The following is an 18,967-nucleotide window of genomic DNA, read 5'->3' on the forward strand; positions in this document are numbered from 1 at the left end:
GAGTTCCGACTGGCGAGGCGGCTTTGGCAAATTTAGAGAATGGCTGGGTGATGCGAAGGACTACCCTTCATATCGCGGAAATAGATGACGGCGGGATGACGGACGCCGGGTCGCAGGGCAATGCCATTGACGTTGACCTCGCTTCTGGAACTCATCTCAAGCCGGCGGCCACGACCTGCAAAAAGGGCGATGACGCCCAAAGCCAGATTCTATCCGGCGATCGGGTGCAGCTGAACATCCTCGGCGTGAGCCGAGGCCCCAGGGGTTGAACAAGGGAGTTTGTCATGCGCTGGATTATTCTGTTCGCGGCTCTGTTCGTTTCATCTGCCGCAAGTGCGTTCGATATTCGCGTCGCCACCTTCAACACTGAGTCCGATGACGACACGCAGCCTGCCCGCGTCGCCGAGACGATCGGCCAAGTGACAAATGTCGATATCTGGGCGCTTCAGGAAGTCGAGGACTATGAGGCCATGAAGCTCTATCGTGACGCCGCCCGCGGTGTCCGCCCCGAGCAATGGCGCTTTGTGTTCAGCGAGAGCGGCGTCAACACCGACCGGCAATCCGATCATCTCGGGATTCTCTACCGTACGGACATCTTCCGGCAGTTGGAGACCGTCGAATTCCACGCGCTCCGGTCGCGTGACGACGGAAGCAAGTATGGCCGCACCGATTGGCGCCTGCGCGGGGCGCTGTTTCTTCGTCTTCAGCATGTGCCCAGCAAGAGGGAATTCTACGTCGGAACGGTGCATTTGAAATGCTGCGGCGAAGGCGCTGACCAGCGCACGCATCAAACAAGTTTGCTGGCGGCCTGGATCAAGAAGCAGGATGCGCCCGTTATTCTGCTCGGTGACACGAACATTCCGATCGAGCCCGGACAGACCACGGAGCAGGTCACGGCTCCAGCCTTCCGGAAGCTGGTCGAGGACGGCGGACTGGTGTGGAATGCGCCGTCAATTCCCATCAAGACGCAGTGCGATCCCGAATTCAATTCAATGCTTGATCAGGTCTATCACACAAGCAATCTCGGGCCTTCAGCCGTAAACGTTGAGATCCTCTTTCGCACCGCCGCTTACTGCAACCGCGAGACTCAAGGCTATTCGGACCATCGGCCGGTCGTGGCGACCTTCTCGCTGCCGTAGGGACGATCAGGGGAGGGTCAGCCTGGCGCCGACGCGAAGCGGCGGATACCGGGTCGCGCGCCTCCGGTGAGCGAGACAAGGCACAGAATGAAGACGGGAACGTCCTCTATAGTCAAGGATCTGCTCATAAGACAACTCGGCGTCAGCATCCGCAGACGCTGAGCCATTCACATTTGCAGTTTGATCGTCTTAGCCCACGGTGGAAACGAGCTTCATAATCATCTTAGTAATCTCAACGACGTCGCCAATCTTCGGAATTGCTGCGACGATGGTGTTCCAAAGCCTGAACACCTCAGGTTTATCCGGCTGCGCTTTGCTAGCTTCCTCAGCGATCTTTTTCGACGCCTCAATCGCGTCCTGACGGCCGGACTGTTCAGCATAGGCAATCAGCAAAGCTAGCGGATCGCGCATGTCTTGGCGGGTCTCAATGGTCTGTTCGATATTTCCGGTCGTTGAGTTCACAATAATGATTGCGTTATCACCCGCCTTGATTTGAGCGGCGCGCTCTTCAACCTTCTTCTCAATATCTTTTTGCATGCCTATCAGCCTTTCCACATCAGCCTTCGCATTGATGGCTTCGTTCTCGATTTTCGCCGAGCGTAGCCACACAAACTCGGCGCAAAGCTTCGCCACAAAAAAGATGATACCGTACTGAACAGCGAGAGAGACGAGATTATACAGAACGACCGGCGCAACGGGATTTCGGTCGTTTGCCTGGCTCATAACAAGTATGAGGGCAATTGCAGGCACAACGGATGCGAGGATGGAGAGCCCCATAATCCAATAAAACAAAGACCCAAATGAGCCGAGGATACGCTTTTCGCGAGTCAGGTAGCCCTTAAGAAATTCGTCGCGCGATCCAAGCTTAAGCTTGTCGATGTCGGGCAGCAGCTCAACTGTTGCAACTAGGTCTGCGTGATTATCGAACGCTATCTGGGCCGCACGCCGGTTAGCGGCTGCAATCTCTTTGAGGGCCTCGTCCGCGCCCCGAAGTTCTTCCTCCGTAATGCCTCGTCTCATCATTCACCAAACTGTTTAACTGCGCAATATCGAACACATAAGCGCGAAAAAGGACGGCCCCGAAACCGGGAATAACTTGCCGAAAGTAACGGACAGGAGATGATAGACCAGCTAATCGAAATGTCATCCTCTTGCTGGCCCCTGCACCACGCTTTGCTGCAGATTATCAGTCAGCCGGCGCCGAAAAGGCAGAAGGCCGTGCTGAATAGGCGATGGCGCTCGATTCCCCCATTCCGGATTTTACGGCTGCCGTCAGGCCGGTGTTCTTCCAGACGCCTTTTGAGGAATTCCTCTATGCTACGCATGGCGGAACGCTCTTTCTCGTGAACTTCCGAGGGATCACCTACGGTATGACCTGTGGCCACGTCTTCAAGGATTTTGGTCACGGACAACTATTTGTCACGCAGGAGAAGAACGCGAAGAAGGGCAGCAAGCCTGCACCGATCGCGGGGATCTACTACCCGTCCTCTCCAGTCGATGGCGCAGCTGGTACAGATGTCCAAGACATTTGTGTCATCGGTTTTTCGTCTGATATCCCGGCTGATTTCTTCAAGGGCAGCGTATATCCGCTTGACGCGACGACAACGAGAGCCAGCCAGCCGGGGCACCGGCTGCTGGTCGCCGGAGTGCTCAAAGAAAAGACCTCTATCGTTCCACCGGATATTACGATCGGCTATTGCCGCCTCGAATTTCAGGACGCTGGGTACGGCTCCTCCGATCCCATTTTGCGCACGGCGGTGGCCGAGTTCGCGGCTCCGGAGTTCAGCGACATTACGGGTGTTAGTGGATCGCCCGTATTCGATCTGACGGCCAACGCGCTCTGTGGCATGGTCGTTCGCGGCGGGATGCAGGGGCGGTTCTGCCGCATCCACTATATCGACATTTACGACATCCTGCAGTTTCTCGATGGCGTTAGCAGCGGCGCACCAAGCCATTCCTACAAAACGATTCTCTCGCTGTAGGCGAGGTAATTCGGCTCACGGTTTGCCCGCGCTTTCGGTAGCAGAGCAATGCCTAGATGCGATTGAACCAGCCGGCCGCCCGAAACTCATCAAACTGTCTCGCAAGCTGTTCACTCGCGCTGGTAAATCCGAGCAGTTCGTTTGCGGCAACCGCCGTGCCGAGCAGCGCGTTGCAGGCGTGCAAAATCGTGTCATGTTGCTCTTCGACCGTTGTATTCGCTTCGACGCTGACCAATAGCTCCATACTGTCGGCCGTCTTCTCGTGTGACAAATGGCGGCCGAGTGCTGTGACTGAACAATGGACGGCGTCGAGCGAGAAACGCATATACTCCACATAGGAAAGCTCAACGACGCCGGCCGCCGCAGTTTTGGACGCTTGCAGCTTATTCTGCCGAGGAAAGCGTTTGGCGTGGTCCTTGACGATATCGCGCAGCGTCAGACTGTCCGCGCTATTGACGTCACCGCCGTGCTTGCTGGTCAGCTTAAGCGTCAGCGTTGCCAGCGCGCTTCTATTGTAGGCCTCGTCCTGGATCATTTCTTCGACAAATGCTTCGCCTCGCTCGCGAAGCGCTCCAATCCAGAGCTGGTTCTCATAGAGGCAGCGGACAAGTGTTCGCGCTTCCATGACGTGACTTTGGCGCGCAAGCAGCAGAGCCGCCCGGAAATTGGAAAGGCTGCGGCTAAGAAGTGTCAGCGCCACGACTCTAGGGTTTCGCGCCCAGCTTGGATCAATCGTGACTTGCGCAGCGCCAACAACCTCGAAAGCCTTTGAGCGTAGCCGATCATTCGCGCTGTTTCGCTGCCCTCAGGCGCCGAAGTATCGGCGGGTTCAGATGCTTCCATTTTTTCCCTCCTTTTCTGCCGCTTCATGCGGTCTTTCGTGCTGCGTTATTCGCCGCCTCGTGACCTAGGGCGGCAAGGCCGCGTTGCACGCTATGCCTTCTCCACATTGTTTCGATCTCTCGCAAGGAATTGCAAGCGATGCCGCCAGCCACAGGTGGCGCACGTCCTCCGCACGGCCGCAATTGCAGGCCGAAACAACGGAGGTCATCATGGAATATCTTCAACCCGTCAATCTGCGACAACTATCACGAAGTGAACTGCTGGCGCTTCATAAGCGGAGCCTTGAAGCGCTATCACGCTTGCCTGATATCGCCCCAGAGCGCCGCATTCTTCTTCCGAACTTAGTCGCGGTTCGGCAGGCGCTGCGCTGTCCGGGCCTTGTGCCCCGATAATGCAGAATCGTGTCACCGATACCCCTTCGGCATCCATGATTAGGCGCTGGCTGTGCTTGACCGCCCAAAAGTCGCATTGAGTTGAACCGCGTGATAGTATTTCGTAATGGTTGTATGGCTGTAAGTTTTAACGAGGCTATAAATTGATTGATCCGCTCAGAAAGCGCACCCGAGACGGAAAGCTTTACACGCGAAGGCCAGAAGTCGAGGCCAAGTTGATCGAGCTTGCGAAGCTGCCACGCGCGGAGCTTTTGACGCGATGCGGCATCCGCGGCAAGTCCAGCCCTGACTTCGTTCCGAGCGAGTGTCTCCTATACTTTATTCGCGCCTCTCGCGCCGACAATTCCGAGACGCATTTCGAGAGCCTCTACAAAATATTGCTCGCGCGCGTACTGAGGGCTCTTCCGAGGCCACAGGATGGCATGACTGTCTCGCTCACCACGAACCGCATCCGCGAGAAGGTCTTGGACCGTTTCACGAGCCTCTTAGCGACAGATCGAAGCGCATACTCAGAGAAGCTGGATTTCTTCGAGGTCCAGTTTGATGGAGGCCTTGCAAACCTGAACCGTGACGCTCGGGAGCAGGCTTGGCGAGAGGAGAATCGCTCGCAACCACTGGAGTATGACGGGGAGACTGGCGAACTCGCGGCCGAAGTCGAGAAGGCGGCCGGCAGCTTTGATCCTTTTGCGTCCGGGGAAATCGACGGGACCGATTACCGGTCCCGACTGGATGCGGCGATTGACACCTTACCCGCAGAACAAATCAGGATCATCGAAATGTTACGACAAGGATTTCCCATCGATTCCAAAGACTTGGATGCCATGACGATTGCTAAGGCGCTTGGGAAGTCAGAAAAGACGATCCGGTCGCACCGCGACAAAGCTCTAGCCGCGCTTCGCGCAATCCTCAATTCCGGAGAGGATGAATGATGACCACACCGAATCTTTTGTCTCGAGAAGACGTCCTCGATGCTTTTGCGGTCGAGCCCAACCACGGACGCGCAACCCTTGAGCGCTACATCGTGGAATTTCCCCAGTTCGCTGCCGAGCTTGTCGACTTGTCGCGGGAATTGTCGCGCAGCATTGCAGAGGATGATGCTCCGCTATCATCACAGGAAGAAGCGCTTATCAATAGGGCATGGACTCGCCATGTGGAGGCGGCACCGCGAGCTTTGGTTGATCCGCTCGCCAATCTATCTGTCGACGAACTGCGCGATGTCGCCCAGCGTCTCGATGTGCCGCGCCAGGTCGTTACCGCTTTCCGTGAGCGCCGTGTTGATCTCAACTCAGTGCCAAGTGGATTTTGGGCTTTGTTCGCCGCGGCGGTACGCACGACCGTAGACGTTCTCAAGCAATCACTAGCACTACCCGCTCAGCCAACTTTCGCGCGTAGCTACCGGGCGGATGATAAGCCGGCAGTGGAATTAAATCTAAGCTTTGAACGTATTCTGATTGATGCGGGCGTTTCTGAAGAGAAGCGCGCAAAGTTGATGGCGGGCGACGGCTGAGATGGACGGGGTCGAGCTCGCGCGGCAGGCTGCAGCCAACCTCCATTTCCAGGCCGTCGCCAGCGGCCTGGATCCGTGGAAGCCATACGAATTTGCGGTGGCTGAAGCGAAACGGCGTGGTATCGACGTCGAGACGGCGACCCCTGGTGCTGCCGTGCTCGATGGCGGTCGCGCAACTTACGTACCGGCGGATCGACTGATCATTCATGAGATGGCCGGAAGCGCGTTCGAACAGGCTTTCCTGGTTGCTCACGAGATTGGCCATGTTGAGCTTGGAGACGATAACAGCGTCGAAGCCGCACAAGATATCGATCCCGCTCGTGCGGCAGAGCGGGCTCCCACCGGAATAGACCGGGTTGTGGACTATGGGCGTCGTCAGCGGCGCGAAGTCCAGATGGACCTGTTCGCTCGCGAGTTCCTCTTACCGCGCAGCACTGCGCGTAAACTTCACATCGAGGACAACGAGACGGCATCCGCCATCGCCAAACGGTTGGGTGCGCCGTTCGACGTCGTTGCGCAGCAGCTTTTCGACGCGCTCCTGTTACCGCCACTTACTACGGATGACGGTCGCGAGAGAGCCGATCGCCCGCTGAATTCATTGCAAGAGGCGGCCGCAACCCATCGCGGCGAGGCGTTTCTTCTCGAAGCGGGGCCTGGCACCGGTAAGACGCAGACATTGACAGCGCGTGTCGAGGGATTGTTGGCGGACGGTGTCGATCCGCGGCGCATCTTACTGCTCACATTCTCAAATAAGGCCGCAGGCGAAATGGCCGAGCGAATTGCGCTTAAGCGCAAAGAAGCCGCTGCGGCCATGTGGATCGGCACCTTTCATGCCTTTGGCCTCGACCTCATCCGGCGTTTTCACAAGGAGCTTGGGCTTCCTCAGGATCCACAAATGATGGATCGGACGGAAGCGGTTGAGCTGCTTGAAGCTGAATTTCCACGCCTCGGCCTGACGCACTACCGCAATCTCTATGATCCTACCCAGATCATTGCTGACATTCTGGCGGCGATCTCGCGGGCCAAGGATGAAGTGGTCGATGCAACGAAGTATGCCGAGTTGTCACTGGAAATGCAGCGTCAGGCTAAGACCGTCGGGGAGCGCGAAGTAGCTGCCCGAGCCATTGAGGTGGCCCGCGTCTACGAAACCTATGAGCGGCTGAAGCAGCAGGCGCATCGCGTCGACTTCGGCGATCTTGTGTCGATTCCCGTTCAACTGCTCGAAAGAGATGCCGCAATCCGCGCACATATCCAGGACCAGTATGATCACGTGTTGGTCGACGAATATCAGGATGTGAATCGCAGTAGTGTCCGGCTTCTCGTGGCCCTGCGCAGCTCCGGCAAAAATTTGTGGGTGGTGGGCGATGCCAAGCAATCGATCTACCGCTTTCGCGGTGCTTCCTCCTTCAACATGGTCCGCTTCGGCAAACAGGATTTCCCAGCTGGCGTTCGTGGTCGTCTTAAAAAGAACTATCGCTCGGTGGGTGAAGTTGTAGACGCGTTTTCGGCATTTGCCATCACCATGAAGGCTGGTGATCCCGAGAGCGGCCTCGAAGCAACGCGCGGAGCCGCAGGCAAACCGCCCGAACTGCGTACAGTTGATCGGGCCCCACAGCAGACTGTGGCTTTGGCGGACACTATCGAAGAGATGCGTCGGGCGGGACACAATTATCGCGATCAGGCTGTCCTCTGCACCGGCAACGAGAAGCTCTCCAATCTTGGGCAAGACCTCGAACGCCTTGGCATTCCGGTGCTATTTCTGGGCAGCCTTTTCGAGCGTCCCGAGATCAAGGACCTGTTTGCGTTACTCACTATCCTGAGCGATCGCCGCGCGATGGGGCTGGTTCGGGTAGCATGCCTACCTGATTTCGCGATGCCGATGATCGACGTCGCGACCATTCTCGACAATCTCAGAGGACGTGAGGGCAAGCCGGCAGAATGGCTAAGAGACGCTGAACTGGCCGCGAATCTTTCGGCGCAAGGTAAGACGGCCGTCGAAACAATGGCATCAGCTATGGAGGGCCTCGATCCGGCCACGCCTGCGTGGATCGCGCTAGCGACAATTCTACTTGATCGAACCCGAATGATTGCTCGTATCGCCTCGTCCGCGGATGTCGCCGATCGGACGCGCGGCATTGCGATCTGGCAACTGATGAACTTCATTCGCGTTCAGCCCGCGGGCAAAGGCCTTCCCATTCCCCGACTGCTTGAGCGCGTTCGTCGGCTGGTCCGTCTGGGCGACGATCGTGACCTTCGACAGCTGCCGGCGGCGGCGCAGGGCATCGATGCCGTTCGCTTGATGACCATTCATGGCGCCAAGGGCTTGGAATTTTCTGTTGTGCATGTGCCTGGTCTTAACAGCGACACGATTCCGAGGACGCCGCCTGCACCACCGTGTCCGCCGCCCGACGGGATGGTAGAAGACGGCAAGGGTGGCGCCGTCGAGGTGTTTCGAGCCGAGCAGGCGGAAGAGCAAGAGTGCCTATTCTACGTCGCTATGTCGCGAGCGCGGGACCGACTCTTTATCTACGCACCGACGCAGAAGTCGAACGGACACAACCGGCCGCTCTCGCCGTTCCTAAGTCGAATCGGCGACAACTTGGCGCGCCAGCACATCCGACCGGCCCGAACGCTGCCTCCGCCCCCGGAACATGCGGACATCGCGTTGGCGATCGAAGGCGGTTTGCGCTTCAGCAGCGCTCAGATCGGACTTTATGAATCCTGCGCCAGGCGGTTCTTTTACACGCATGTGCTGCAAATTGGCGGTCGCCGGACCGCAACGCCGTTTATGCAGATGCACGAAGTGGTGCGGACGGTCTATCAGGCGGTGGTTGCCAACGGCACGACAGATGCCGCGGCCCTAGACAAAATGGTTACTGATGCGTTGGCCGCTCAGGGCCTTGCCGATCATGGCTATGCCGGCGAATTCAAGTCGTTTGCAGCGGCCATGATCGATTACTTCGTCTCGATCCGTGTCGGCTGCACGGCGGAAGCGCCAACCGCCCTTAGCCTCAGATTCGGCACGGAAGAAATCATTGTCCGGCCTGACGATGTACTGCTGAGGCCTGACGGAAGGCGCATGCTGCGACGCGTACAAACCGGTCATCAACGGTCGGCCGAAGCAAAGGACGTGGGAGCGGCGGCTTTTCTTCTTGCGGCGCAGCAGGCCTTCCCAGGTGCGATCGTCGAGCTTGTCCACCTAGCAGATGAAACGGCACAGGCCATCCCGCTCTCCGACAAGGAGCTGAAAAGCCGGAAGGAAAAGCTCGGTAACTTTCTCCGGGATATCAGGCTCGGATTGTTCCCCGCGGACCCGTCCCCGCGCACCTGTCCCGGCTGCCCGGCATTCTTTGTGTGTGGGCCGACCCCGTCGGGGGCTTTGCCAAAAAAATTCTGACCAAAGTTACCGGTCTCGGCTGGTCGCACCGATTGAGGATTAGAGCCGGACATTCGCCCGGCCAACCTCAAGGACCTCACGACCATGAATAACGAAGAAATGCTGGAATACGACGATATTGGCGATGCTCTGCGCGAAGACAGGGCGTTACGGCCGGCGCGAGCCTACCGTATCCGTTACGCGCAGGGCGATCTCGATTTCCGCGTTATCTCAGTCAACGACCCCGTGCCGCTCGGGCGGCAAATCCTGTCGGCCGCCGGCGTCGACGCACAATCCGACTTCAGCCTGTTTGCGATCCTGCCGGACGGCGACTTCGAGGATGTGCGGCTGGATGAGACCTTCGATCTCCGCGGCCGCGGCGCCGAGCGCTTCGTCGGCTTCCAGACCGACCGTGAGTACAAGCTGACGCTGAATGGACATCAACTGGCTTGGGGCAAGCCGGCCATCAGTGGCGCCGCGCTCTACAAGCTCGCGGAAGTCAGCAATGACGACGCTGTCTTTCTCGAAGTGCGCGGCGGCGAAGATCGCCTGATCGAGCGGGCCGAGCTGGTCGATCTGACTGCACCCGGTGTGGAGCGGTTTATCACGGCCCCGAAGCCCCCTCCGACGTTCGAGATCATCGTCAACGCGAGGCCCCGCATCGTTCACGAATCGCGTGTCACTTTCGAGCAGGTCGTGCAGCTCGCCTTTCCTGGATGCCAGACGGAGGCGAACGTCGTGTTCTCGATGACCTATCGGCACGCGGCCTCGGTACCGCATGCGAGTGAACTGGGTCCTGGCGGCTCGGTCGAAGTGAAGAAGAAAGGCACGGTCTTCAATGTCACCAAAACCGTTCAATCTTAGCTCCGACCTCAAGCGCCTTCGTGACGAGGGTTACTTCGTGCAGATTCGGGGCGGGCTGCTCCTCATGCGCGAGATCCCCTACGTCAACGGCCAGCGCCAGGTGCGCAGCGGCACTATTATCTCCAGCCTGAACATGGCTGGAGATAAGACCCAACGACCGGATACGCACGTCGTGCATTTCGACGGCGAATACCCCTGCAATCCGGACGGTAGCCGGATCCAGCAGATTTCGCATCAGAGCGGCGACTTCAATCTCGGCAACGGTGTCACCGCGAGGCACAGTTTCTCAAGTAAGCCCGCACAAGGTTACGCGGACTACTACGAGAAGATGACCACGTACGCGGCGATCCTTTCGGGGCCTGCCAGGGTCCTTGATCCGAAAGCCAATCCCCGAACGTTCCGCGTGCCGGAGGAAGAGGAAGACAGCGTCTTCAACTACACCGAGACGGCGTCTGATCGAGTCGGCATCGGGGCCTTGAGCGAGCTGCTCGCCAAGGAGAAGGTCGCGATCATCGGCCTTGGAGGCACAGGCTCGTATGTGTTGGATCTCGTTGCCAAGACGTCGGCTCAGGACATCCGACTTTTTGACAGCGATGAATTCTTACAGCACAACGCGTTCCGCGCCCCCGGGGCACCGTCGATCGACGAGCTGCGCGAAGCTCCGAAGAAGGTCGACTACCTCAAGGGCATTTACTCGCGGATGCACCGACGGATCGCGACCTATGGTTCGCTTAGCGAGGCCAATCTGTATCTGCTCGAAGGCATCACATTCGCCTTCATCTGCATGGATGCAGGCAAGGCAAAGGAACGGGTCGTCACCAAGCTCGAAGAGCTCGGCGTGTCGTTCGTCGATGTCGGCATGGGACTGGAGCTGGTCGACAATTCGCTCGGCGGCATATTGAGGTTGACGACGAGCACACCGACCAACCGCAGCCATTTTCGCAGTCGTGTGTCGTTCGAAGGCGGCGGCGAGGACGACATCTACGCCTCCAATATTCAAGTCGCAGACTTGAACGCCCTGAACGCGGCGCTGGCCGTCATCAAGTGGAAAAAGCTCTGCGGCTTCTACCGCGATCTTGAGCGAGAGCACCACAGTTCGTACACGACAGATGGCAACATGCTTCTGAACGGCGACGAAGAATGATACGACATCAGCGCCTGAAGCACCAGTTCGTCGAGCATATCCCGGAACGTCTTGCCCCTGGCGTGCTCTATGTATCCATCGAGTACGCCACGTCCGCGCATAGCTGCTGTTGTGGTTGTGGTGCAGAGGTGGTGACGCCGTTCACGCCGACCGACTGGCGTATGACCTTTGACGGCGAAACGATCTCGTTATCACCCTCGGTTGGGAACTGGAACATTGCCTGCCGCTCTCACTATTTCATTGATCGAGGGCGGGTTGTCGAGGCAGCCCCATGGACCGACAAGCAGATCGCGAGCGAACGGGTGCGCGATAAGGAAGCGAAAGCCTTATTCTATGGAACGCGGGAGGCGACCGAGTTGAATTCGCCTCCGGCGCCGGTCGGGAAGGGCCACGAGGCTCATGATAAGGGTCTCCTGCGACGACTGATGTCTAAACTTGGCTGGGGCGATTGAACCCAAGGGAAGAACGCGATGGCGGCCACGTTCTTTCTCTTGGCCTCCGGACGGCGAATAGGTGTGCCATGAATCTCTGGACCTGGTCGGGTACGTATTTTGGGTATCGCGACGGTGAGAACCTCTGGACTCATTCCGGGAAACATGTCAGGCAATTCAGGGGAGACGAGGTTTACGGGCGTGACGGTCGATACCTCGGCGAAATCCGCAACGGCCGCTTGATCGCAACAATTCCAAGAGAAGCAAGCGGACTTCGTCCTTTTCACCCTACGCCGGTCTTGTCGGGCGTGTCGAATATGTGAGCTACGTCGGCTACGTTATGTACGCCGGATACAGCGACTTTCCCGAACCGAAGGAATTTAGCGACGTTTAACGTAAAGCCAATTCGCCATTCGCTGTCATTGTCTGAACGGTCGGGACACTAGAACCGACCGTTTGTCATCGCGTCAGTACTCTTCAGCTAGCATGATCGTAATGACTCGCGAGGTCTGAGCGGGGTCGGACGGATCATTCGAGCCGAACTGAAGTGAAAGATCGTAGTAGTCGATTTTCCAGAAGAGCTTGGCCTCGTCGATGGTGACTGATCCGAAATCGTGCTCTCCGTAAGGGTCATTCTCCATCGAGAACGCGTCGAAGCTGCGCACAAGAGCGAGAGCCCTGGTGACGAAGGATTCCCCAAGTGCCGATACGCCGGCGGTGTAGCAAACCTTCCCGCCGGTGAGGGTTTTGCGGAAAGCGTCGTTAAGTTGCTGGACTTTGGAAGTGTAAGCAGATGTCATCATGCGGCCCCTTGGCACTGAGCCCGCGCCAATCGCGGCCTCGATGCCCGCCCCAGAGCCAAAGCGAATTAGCGTGACGATCACAGGCTGACGAAGTCACCCGCAGGGCGTGGAGCTGCACGAAGGAAGCGAACGGCCTTGACTGGCCCGCGCGCTTTGGCAAAAGCCGGCACAAGAGAGGTCGTTGGTTGCGGTGCGCCTTTTAGGGCTGCATGAAGAATTCCATTTCAAGTCGACTGCGGACAGTTCACGACGCTGCGCGAACGGCATTTGAGAATGAATTGCATTCAGATAATCAAGACGGGGCTGAACCCCGAGGAACCACGCCCGGCAAGCGGCGCTCTCCTGACGAGCCGGTAAACGTCTCGTTCAAAGACGATCACGTGCGTGCTCGCAGCAGAAAGAAAGGCTCATCAGTTCTTGCTTCTACGGCCTGTCCGCGCTTGCGAGGTTTGCGAACATTGATAGAAGACGCATCGAGCATATCCTTGGTATGCGCGGCATAGAATTTCTGAATCATCTCGACGCTGGTACGGCAGTTCTTCGCGAGTGCGTAAATGTCTGCCCCCTCGATAAGACGCAGACAGATGTAGGTGTGCCGCAGGCTATAGGCAGTGCGAGGCTTCCCCTCGCGATCGAACTTCAGATTCTCTTGCCCAAGAAATTTGTTGAAGAGACCGCTGTGGTCGCCGGGAAACACCAGATCGGTGGGTTCGGGCAATTTCAGCGGGAGTGGCTCCGGCCGGCGGGCCTTTTCTTTTTCACTTCGTGGTTTGCGGCCCTGCGGCTCCCATTTGCCGCGATTGAGCAGGCGCTGGTAGGCCTTCACGGCGCCGGGCATGCTCTTGCAGTAGCCGACGCCACGTTTGCCGCGCACGTCGATTTCCAAGATGAGCTCGCCGGTGGCCTCGTCCTTCACCATTTGCACGTCGCGATGCTGAAGGTTCTTCGCCTCATCGGGGCGCAGGCCTGTGTTGGCCATGAACACCACGAAGTCGTGAAGCTGCTCCGCATCCCAGCGAAATCTCTCCCGCTGTGGCCGGCGCGCATATTGGCCGGTCGCCTTGTAGAGCCGCTTATATTCTTAGGCTAAATCAGGGGCGATGCTCAGTCTTGCCCGATACCTTGTAAGGCTGCGACAAGTCAAGGATATGCGCGATCCATTTCTTGCGGACCGCGGCCTTCAGCACGAGGTGGAGGGTGACGGTCTCGTCATGCAACGTGCTTCGCGCCGGAGGCTTGTGAGGCGCGTTATCGTCCGGCTCAGTGATTTTCGTGCCGGGCTTTTTGCCGGTCATCCGAAAGACCCGATATTCCTGGGCCGTCCCCTCGTTGATTTCAGATAGGCCCATGGGACCGAAAAAGGGGAGCAGGTGTAGCTTGAGCCTAATTCGATGGCCTTCAACCCATTTCTTGCTGCGCTCACCCTGGGTGATGATCTCGTATTCGTCGGTGAAGATGTCGGCGGCGTCCTGAAACGTCTTTTCCCCCTTTTTGGTGAGAAGACCCGCCCGGGACTTGCCGCGTAGCGCCAGGTACCAATCTTCCGCAAATTGTTTTGCCTGGGGGAGGTCTTCCTCCTTGGTACTTTCGCGGTACTGGCGGCCATCCATCGATGCGGAGCAGTGCCACATACGCCCGCGCTTATAGATCTGCACCAAGCCGCCAAGAATCTCGTGCCTTGCCATGGGCCTATGCTCCTGAATGCAGGAACATAGCACAGATCGGGAACGGCGTCATGTTTATGCTAGCTCTGTGCTAGGCTTAAAAATCAAATCAGCCGGCTAGCAATTTGCTAACTAGCTAATTTTATCGACATTTGGTTGCGGGGATAGGATTTGAACCTATGACCTTCAGGTTATGAGCCTGACCACCATCGCAACGCTGTCCTGCCTTGATCAGCTTCCGTTAGATTAGCTGAAGCCGCTTCAAAGCGCGCAACGCACGTGGCCAAGTGGATCTGCCACTCGCGCCGCCGCAATTCTCTCTTTTGCCCGATCGACATTGGACCGAACGCGAACTGATAAGCTTTCTCTCAAAAGCTTATCAGTTGGCGAAGCCCGACTGGGCTCGTCTGGCGGCGGTCGCAATAGAGCCTGCTCCACCAATCGTCTCTTTGAAACGAGAATTTTTGGGAGACCGCCGGAGACTTCCCGTCATTTTAGACAGAAGCTGGAAGATGACGCGCGACGCCATCGCCCATTAAATTCGACAGCTATATCGGCGCCTCGAGGCGGGACCGGTTCTGCTCTATCACCGCATGGCGGCGTACCGGCCGAACAACATGAGGGTTCACGTCGACTTTAAGCACTATTTCGAATGGAAGCGCCGCGCAGCTGGCGCAATACGTCGCCGATGGCATTGGACAGAGGGGCAAGCATGCCGGCTTCGTCGGGCTCTGACTCAACACAACGTTGAGGAAGCGGTTCTGTGAGGCGGACTTCTAGTCGCCTTGGCTTCTGCCGCGACGAGTAGAGCAGATCACAATGCCGAGAGTGGACTCGCCAAACGGCCGTCAAAAACACCGTTTGAAAAACCGTTTTAGTTCGGCTCTCTCAAACGGTTTCTCTCGCTAAGGTCTTGATTTATATGGTGGGCGCACCAGGGCTCGAACCTGGGACCCGCTGATTAAGAGTCAGCTGCTCTACCAACTGAGCTATGCGCCCGAAAGGCGGTCAAGGCCTTGCGAGGCCGGTCGTTTAGCAAAGCGATCCGGGTATGGCAAGCGATCGGACGTAAGTTTTCCAAGGTCTCGTCCACAGGAACGGAAATGCGAAAAGCCGCTGGATTCCAGCGGCTTCGCCAGGGTTTACGGCCTGAGAACCGGTCCGTTCAGAGCCGGCCCTCCCGGTCCCGGTCGGGACCGCGGTCACGGTCGAAGCGGTCATGGTGGAAGTGGTCCATGCCCCGTTCCATCATGCGGTCCATGCGCTCCTTGAAGTGGTAGTGGCGCGGGCCGTCCTCGCCGCCGCCGAACGGGCCGCGGTGCCGGGTCAGCACGGCGAGACGCCGCTTCTGGCCCTCGTCGAGGGTCTTGTAGAGCGGATCGGCGGCATCGGCGATCTTCTTCAGGGCGGCGGAGCTGGCGCCCATGTCCTCGGCCCGCTGGCGCAGGCGGGCGATCGGATCCTCGGCCCTGTCGGCATCGCCCGGCCCGGCATTCATCCGCGCATTGGCACGGTCGATGCGCAGCTTGGCGAACTCCCGCACCGCCGCCTCGACCGGCGGCCACAGCTTCTCCTGATCTGCGTTAAGCCTCAAGCCGGCATGGACGGCGGCGATCCGCGCATCGACGAAAGCGGCCCGGTCCTCGGGGTTCATGCGCATGTGGCGGACGTGCTCCATCCACGGGCGATGATATTGGGCGTAGACCGCGCCCGAGCCGGCGATGCTGAGCACGGCGATGGCTGCGATGGTGAATTTCTTCATCCTGACCTCCTCTGGAAAGGTGCCCGTGAGGATGAGCGCGAGGGGGCTGACGCGCAACTTACAACTTGGACAGGAAGGGGTCCTTGCAGAGATGTAACTGCCGTGAATGTCCGTTCAGATGCAAACTGAAACGATCTGCAACAAAAAGGGCTTCCGTGCGCTGCGCGGAAGCCCTTCGTTGGGGTCGCCCCGTCGAGGTCAGTTCGTCGGGCTCTTGGCTTCCTTCAGGAACTCGTCGATCAGCCCCTGGCCGATGCGGCCCGCGGCCTCCTTGTAGACCGGCTCCATCGCCTTGCGCATCGCCTCGTCCTGATCGGCCGTCAGCTTGATGATCTCGCTCTTGCCGCTCTTCTTGATCTCGGCCAGCGCGTCATCGTTCTCCTTCTGCGACTGCGCGTTGCTGAATTCGGTCGCCTCTTTCATCGCCTTCGACAATGGGTCACGGATGTCGGCCGGCAGATCGTCCCAGAACTTCTTGTTCACGATCACGACGTAGCCGATGTAGCCGTGATTGGTCTCGGTGATGTACTTCTGAACCTCGTGCATCTTCTGGGTATAGATGTTCGACCAGGTGTTCTCCTGGCCGTCGACCACGCCGGTCTGGAGTGCCTGGTAGACTTCCGAGAACGCCATCACCTGCGGCAGCGAGCCGAGCGACTTGAACTGGGCCTGGATCACGCGCGAGGATTGGATGCGGAATTTCACGCCCTGATAGTCGGCCGGCGTGATCAGCTTCTTGTTCGCGCTCATCTGCTTGAAGCCGTTGTCCCAATAGGCAAGGCCGGTGATGCCCTTGGCATCCAGCAGCTTCAGCAGTTTGGTGCCGAGCGGCCCTTCCGTCACCTTCCGCAGTGTCTTGATGTCGGGCAGGATGTAGGGCAGGTCGAACACCTCGAACTCGCGGATGCCGAGCGGGCCGAACTTGGAGTTGGACGGCGCCAGCATCTGCACGCTGCCGAGCTGGAGCGCCTCGAGCTCTTCCTTGTCCTTGTAGAGCGTCGAGTTCGGATAGACCTCGACCTTGACTTTGCCGCCGGTGTACTTCTCGGCGAGCTCCTTGAACTTCTCCGCGCCCTTGCCTTTCGGCGTGTCGGTGGCGACAACGTGGCTGAATTTGATGATGATCGGTGATTGGGCCGATGCCGGCCCGCTCAAGCCAAGTGCCAGAACCGCGATGGAGGCGGCGATCGCCAAGGTGCGCATAGTCTCTCCCTGTTGTTCGTTTGAGCCCCCGGCGGCGCCGGGTGACCAATCTTATGCCGGCTACATCAATAGCGGCTCGCCTGCAGGGCCGCTATTGGCTCTTAGCAGGACAGGCATTCATGGTGAATACCGCAAGCACTGCTGCGCTCCCTCTCCCGCTCGCGGGAAAGGGTTGGGGAGAGGGTGTCTCCACAACGGGACAATCCTCGGGAAGAGAGAGCCCTCACCCGGCGCTACGCGCCGACCTCTCCCGCAAGCGGGAGAGGAGTAAGAACTCGCAGCTTCGCTTGTCAGCTCGCCGCCGCCGTCGTCACATTGTCGCGCTGGCGCTTCATGACGATCTTGTTGAGCGCGCCGAGATAGGCCTTGGCCGAAGCCACCAGGGTATCCGGATCCGCCGCGCGCGCCGTCATCGAGCGGCCGTCCTGCGCCAGCCGCACCGACACTTCCGCCTGCGCGTCGGTACCTTCGGTGACTGCGTGCACCTGGTACAGCTCGAGCTTGGCCTCGTGCGGCACCAGGCGCTTGATGCAGTTGAAAACGGCATCGACCGGCCCGTTGCCCTCGGCTTCCTCGATCTTGATCTGGCCGTCGACGTCGAGCTTCATGGTCGCGCGCTGCGGGCCGTGGGTGCCGGCGATCACGGTCAGCGAGGTCAGCTTGATGCGGTCGTGGGAGGCCGCCATCTCCTCGTCGACCAGCGCCTCGATGTCCTCGTCGTAGATGTCCTTCTTGCGGTCGGCCAGCGCCTTCATCCGCGTGAACGCATCTTCCAACTGGTTCGGACCGAGCTTGTAGCCCATCTCCTCCAGCTTGTGCACGAAGGCATGGCGACCGGAATGCTTGCCCAGCACCAGCGAGGACTGCTTCAGGCCGACCATCTCGGGGCGCATGATCTCGTAGGTCGAAGCGTCCTTCAGCACGCCGTCCTGGTGAATGCCGCTCTCATGCGCGAAGGCATTCCGGCCGACGATCGCCTTGTTGTATTGCACCGGGAACGAGGTCGCCGCCGACACCAGCTTCGAGGCGCGGGTGAGCTGGGTGGTGTCGATCTTGTTCCAGTAGGGGAATTTGTCGTTGCGCACGTTGATCGCCATCACGATCTCTTCGAGCGCGGCATTGCCAGCGCGCTCGCCGATGCCGTTGATGGTGCACTCGACCTGGCGCGCGCCGCCGGTGATGCCGGCCAGCGAGTTGGCGACCGCCATGCCGAGATCGTTATGGCAGTGCACGGAGAACACCGCCTTGTCCGAGTTCGGCACGCGCTCGATCAGCGTCCTCATGAAGTGGGTATATTCCTCCGGCACCGTATAACCGACGGTGTCGGGGATGTTCACCGTTGTAGCGCCGGCCTTGATCACGGCCTCGACGATGCGGCACAAAAAGTCCATCTCGCTGCGGGTGCCGTCCTCGGCCGACCATTCGACGTCGTCGATCTGGTTGCGGGCGCGCGCGACCATGGCGACCGAGGTCTCGATCACCTGCTCCGGGGTCTTGTTCAGCTTCACGCGCATGTGCAGCGGCGAGGTCGCGATCACGGTGTGGACACGGCCGCGCTTGGCGAACTTCACGGCCTCGGCGCAGCGGTCGATGTCGGCGGGATGGGCGCGCGACAGACCTGCGATGACGGCGTTCTTGGAGCGGCGGGCGATCTCGCTGACCGCCTGGAAGTCGCCTTCGGAGGTGATCGGAAAGCCCGCCTCGATGACGTCGACGCCCATATCATCCAGCAGTTCGGCGACCTCGAGCTTCTCCTCGAAGGTCATGGTCGCGCCGGGGCACTGCTCGCCGTCGCGCAGCGTGGTGTCGAAAATGATGACGCGGTCCTTCTCGGACTTGTTCACGGTGGCCATTCCT

General features: G+C 58.9%; 18 protein-coding genes and 1 tRNA gene. 9 read left to right on the forward strand and 10 right to left on the reverse strand.

The features are described 5' to 3' along the window. The first annotated feature begins 284 nt into the window (after nt 1–284). Nucleotides 285–1,139, forward strand: coding sequence for an endonuclease/exonuclease/phosphatase family protein (locus ABIA45_RS19475; RefSeq protein ID WP_404653263.1), 855 nt, complete (start codon nt 285–287; stop codon nt 1,137–1,139). A gap of 189 nt (nt 1,140–1,328) precedes the next feature. Here ABIA45_RS19475 and ABIA45_RS19480 read toward each other — a convergent pair whose 3' ends face one another. Continuing rightward, nucleotides 1,329–2,162, reverse strand: coding sequence for a hypothetical protein (locus ABIA45_RS19480; RefSeq protein WP_404653264.1), 834 nt, complete (start codon nt 2,160–2,162; stop codon nt 1,329–1,331). A gap of 209 nt (nt 2,163–2,371) precedes the next feature. On the opposite strand from ABIA45_RS19480, the gene ABIA45_RS19485 reads away from it, so the two are divergent. After that, a complete protein-coding gene (locus ABIA45_RS19485; RefSeq protein WP_404653265.1) occupies nt 2,372–3,121 on the forward strand; it encodes a hypothetical protein in 750 nt (249 codons plus the stop codon). A 52-nt stretch (nt 3,122–3,173) separates the two neighbouring features. Here the strand turns inward: ABIA45_RS19485 and ABIA45_RS19490 are convergent, their stop codons facing one another. Further along, nucleotides 3,174–3,821, reverse strand: coding sequence for a DUF5677 domain-containing protein (locus ABIA45_RS19490; RefSeq protein WP_404653267.1), 648 nt, complete (start codon nt 3,819–3,821; stop codon nt 3,174–3,176). Continuing rightward, nucleotides 3,812–3,991 carry a hypothetical protein gene (locus ABIA45_RS19495; RefSeq protein WP_404653268.1) on the reverse strand — a complete coding sequence of 60 codons (180 nt, stop codon included), beginning with the start codon at nt 3,989–3,991 and terminating at the stop codon, nt 3,812–3,814. Before ABIA45_RS19495 ends, ABIA45_RS19490 begins: the two co-directional genes overlap by 10 nt. Nucleotides 3,992–4,499: 508 nt before the next feature. Here ABIA45_RS19495 and ABIA45_RS19500 point away from each other — a divergent pair. From ABIA45_RS19500 to ABIA45_RS19525, 6 genes are all read left to right on the forward strand, one after another. Then, nucleotides 4,500–5,285 carry an RNA polymerase sigma factor gene (locus ABIA45_RS19500; protein ID WP_404653269.1) on the forward strand — a complete coding sequence of 262 codons (786 nt, stop codon included), beginning with the start codon at nt 4,500–4,502 and terminating at the stop codon, nt 5,283–5,285. Beyond that, entirely contained in the window at nt 5,282–5,863 is a 582-nt protein-coding gene (locus ABIA45_RS19505) for a hypothetical protein (protein WP_404653271.1), read from the forward strand. The genes ABIA45_RS19500 and ABIA45_RS19505 overlap by 4 nt, the downstream gene beginning before the upstream one ends. A 1-nt stretch (nt 5,864) precedes the next feature. After that, complete coding sequence (locus ABIA45_RS19510) at nt 5,865–9,260, forward strand: UvrD-helicase domain-containing protein (protein ID WP_404653272.1); 3,396 nt, start codon at nt 5,865–5,867, stop codon at nt 9,258–9,260. 99 nt (nt 9,261–9,359) lie between these two features. After that, nucleotides 9,360–10,103, forward strand: a complete 744-nt coding sequence (locus tag ABIA45_RS19515; protein WP_404653273.1) for a multiubiquitin domain-containing protein — start codon at nt 9,360–9,362, stop codon at nt 10,101–10,103. Further along, a complete protein-coding gene (locus ABIA45_RS19520; protein ID WP_404653275.1) occupies nt 10,078–11,247 on the forward strand; it encodes a ThiF family adenylyltransferase in 1,170 nt (389 codons plus the stop codon). The genes ABIA45_RS19515 and ABIA45_RS19520 overlap by 26 nt, the downstream gene beginning before the upstream one ends. Beyond that, nucleotides 11,244–11,699 carry a DUF6527 family protein gene (locus ABIA45_RS19525; protein WP_404653276.1) on the forward strand — a complete coding sequence of 152 codons (456 nt, stop codon included), beginning with the start codon at nt 11,244–11,246 and terminating at the stop codon, nt 11,697–11,699. Before ABIA45_RS19520 ends, ABIA45_RS19525 begins: the two co-directional genes overlap by 4 nt. Nucleotides 11,700–12,145: 446 nt before the next feature. Here ABIA45_RS19525 and ABIA45_RS19530 read toward each other — a convergent pair whose 3' ends face one another. The 3 genes from ABIA45_RS19530 to ABIA45_RS19540 form a co-directional block, all read right to left on the reverse strand. Next, nucleotides 12,146–12,481, reverse strand: a complete 336-nt coding sequence (locus ABIA45_RS19530; RefSeq protein WP_404653278.1) for a DUF3768 domain-containing protein — start codon at nt 12,479–12,481, stop codon at nt 12,146–12,148. A gap of 376 nt (nt 12,482–12,857) precedes the next feature. After that, on the reverse strand, nt 12,858–13,460 hold the full coding sequence (locus ABIA45_RS19535; protein ID WP_404653279.1) for a hypothetical protein: 603 nt from the start codon (nt 13,458–13,460) through the stop codon (nt 12,858–12,860). Nucleotides 13,461–13,572: 112 nt separating this feature from the next. Then, the gene (locus ABIA45_RS19540) at nt 13,573–14,166 is read right to left on the reverse strand and encodes a hypothetical protein (RefSeq protein WP_404653281.1); all 594 of its coding nucleotides are present in this window, start codon (nt 14,164–14,166) and stop codon (nt 13,573–13,575) included. Nucleotides 14,167–14,432: 266 nt separating this feature from the next. Between ABIA45_RS19540 and ABIA45_RS19545 the strand changes: the two genes are divergently transcribed. Beyond that, a complete protein-coding gene (locus ABIA45_RS19545) occupies nt 14,433–14,684 on the forward strand; it encodes a hypothetical protein (RefSeq protein WP_404653282.1) in 252 nt (83 codons plus the stop codon). Nucleotides 14,685–15,068: 384 nt separating this feature from the next. On the opposite strand, the gene ABIA45_RS19550 is transcribed toward ABIA45_RS19545, so the two are convergent. The 4 genes from ABIA45_RS19550 to ABIA45_RS19565 all read right to left on the reverse strand — a co-directional run bounded on the left by ABIA45_RS19550 (nt 15,069) and on the right by ABIA45_RS19565 (nt 18,963). After that, nucleotides 15,069–15,144: transfer RNA gene (locus ABIA45_RS19550), tRNA-Lys, on the reverse strand. Nucleotides 15,145–15,310: 166 nt separating this feature from the next. Then, nucleotides 15,311–15,907 (reverse strand): Spy/CpxP family protein refolding chaperone, encoded by a 597-nt coding sequence (locus ABIA45_RS19555; RefSeq protein ID WP_157284152.1) that lies wholly within the window; start codon nt 15,905–15,907, stop codon nt 15,311–15,313. A gap of 198 nt (nt 15,908–16,105) precedes the next feature. Then, nucleotides 16,106–17,110, reverse strand: coding sequence for a TRAP transporter substrate-binding protein (locus ABIA45_RS19560; RefSeq protein WP_271543753.1), 1,005 nt, complete (start codon nt 17,108–17,110; stop codon nt 16,106–16,108). Between the two features lie 290 nt (nt 17,111–17,400). Continuing rightward, the gene (locus ABIA45_RS19565; protein WP_036037552.1) at nt 17,401–18,963 is read right to left on the reverse strand and encodes a 2-isopropylmalate synthase; all 1,563 of its coding nucleotides are present in this window, start codon (nt 18,961–18,963) and stop codon (nt 17,401–17,403) included. Nucleotides 18,964–18,967 lie beyond the last annotated feature (4 nt).

Origin of the sequence: Bradyrhizobium sp. USDA 336 (assembly GCF_044908355.1) — a bacterium.
Classification (GTDB): Bacteria; Pseudomonadota; Alphaproteobacteria; order Rhizobiales; family Xanthobacteraceae; genus Bradyrhizobium; species Bradyrhizobium yuanmingense.

What these genes read in the sequence shown, in the direction of transcription:
- ABIA45_RS19530 (WP_404653278.1), bottom strand. Translation starts at nt 12,481, where the DNA reads ATGATGACATCTGCTTACACTTCCAAAGTCCAGCAACTTAACGACGCT.
- ABIA45_RS19495 (WP_404653268.1), bottom strand. Translation starts at nt 3,991, where the DNA reads ATGAAGCGGCAGAAAAGGAGGGAAAAAATGGAAGCATCTGAACCCGCC.
- ABIA45_RS19475 (WP_404653263.1), top strand. Translation starts at nt 285, where the DNA reads ATGCGCTGGATTATTCTGTTCGCGGCTCTGTTCGTTTCATCTGCCGCA.
- ABIA45_RS19555 (WP_157284152.1), bottom strand. Translation starts at nt 15,907, where the DNA reads ATGAAGAAATTCACCATCGCAGCCATCGCCGTGCTCAGCATCGCCGGC.
- ABIA45_RS19560 (WP_271543753.1), bottom strand. Translation starts at nt 17,110, where the DNA reads ATGCGCACCTTGGCGATCGCCGCCTCCATCGCGGTTCTGGCACTTGGC.
- ABIA45_RS19505 (WP_404653271.1), top strand. Translation starts at nt 5,282, where the DNA reads ATGATGACCACACCGAATCTTTTGTCTCGAGAAGACGTCCTCGATGCT.
- ABIA45_RS19480 (WP_404653264.1), bottom strand. Translation starts at nt 2,162, where the DNA reads ATGATGAGACGAGGCATTACGGAGGAAGAACTTCGGGGCGCGGACGAG.
- ABIA45_RS19485 (WP_404653265.1), top strand. Translation starts at nt 2,372, where the DNA reads ATGGCGCTCGATTCCCCCATTCCGGATTTTACGGCTGCCGTCAGGCCG.
- ABIA45_RS19565 (WP_036037552.1), bottom strand. Translation starts at nt 18,963, where the DNA reads ATGGCCACCGTGAACAAGTCCGAGAAGGACCGCGTCATCATTTTCGAC.
- ABIA45_RS19520 (WP_404653275.1), top strand. Translation starts at nt 10,078, where the DNA reads ATGTCACCAAAACCGTTCAATCTTAGCTCCGACCTCAAGCGCCTTCGT.
- ABIA45_RS19540 (WP_404653281.1), bottom strand. Translation starts at nt 14,166, where the DNA reads ATGGCAAGGCACGAGATTCTTGGCGGCTTGGTGCAGATCTATAAGCGC.
- ABIA45_RS19535 (WP_404653279.1), bottom strand. Translation starts at nt 13,460, where the DNA reads ATGGCCAACACAGGCCTGCGCCCCGATGAGGCGAAGAACCTTCAGCAT.
- ABIA45_RS19525 (WP_404653276.1), top strand. Translation starts at nt 11,244, where the DNA reads ATGATACGACATCAGCGCCTGAAGCACCAGTTCGTCGAGCATATCCCG.
- ABIA45_RS19510 (WP_404653272.1), top strand. Translation starts at nt 5,865, where the DNA reads ATGGACGGGGTCGAGCTCGCGCGGCAGGCTGCAGCCAACCTCCATTTC.
- ABIA45_RS19515 (WP_404653273.1), top strand. Translation starts at nt 9,360, where the DNA reads ATGCTGGAATACGACGATATTGGCGATGCTCTGCGCGAAGACAGGGCG.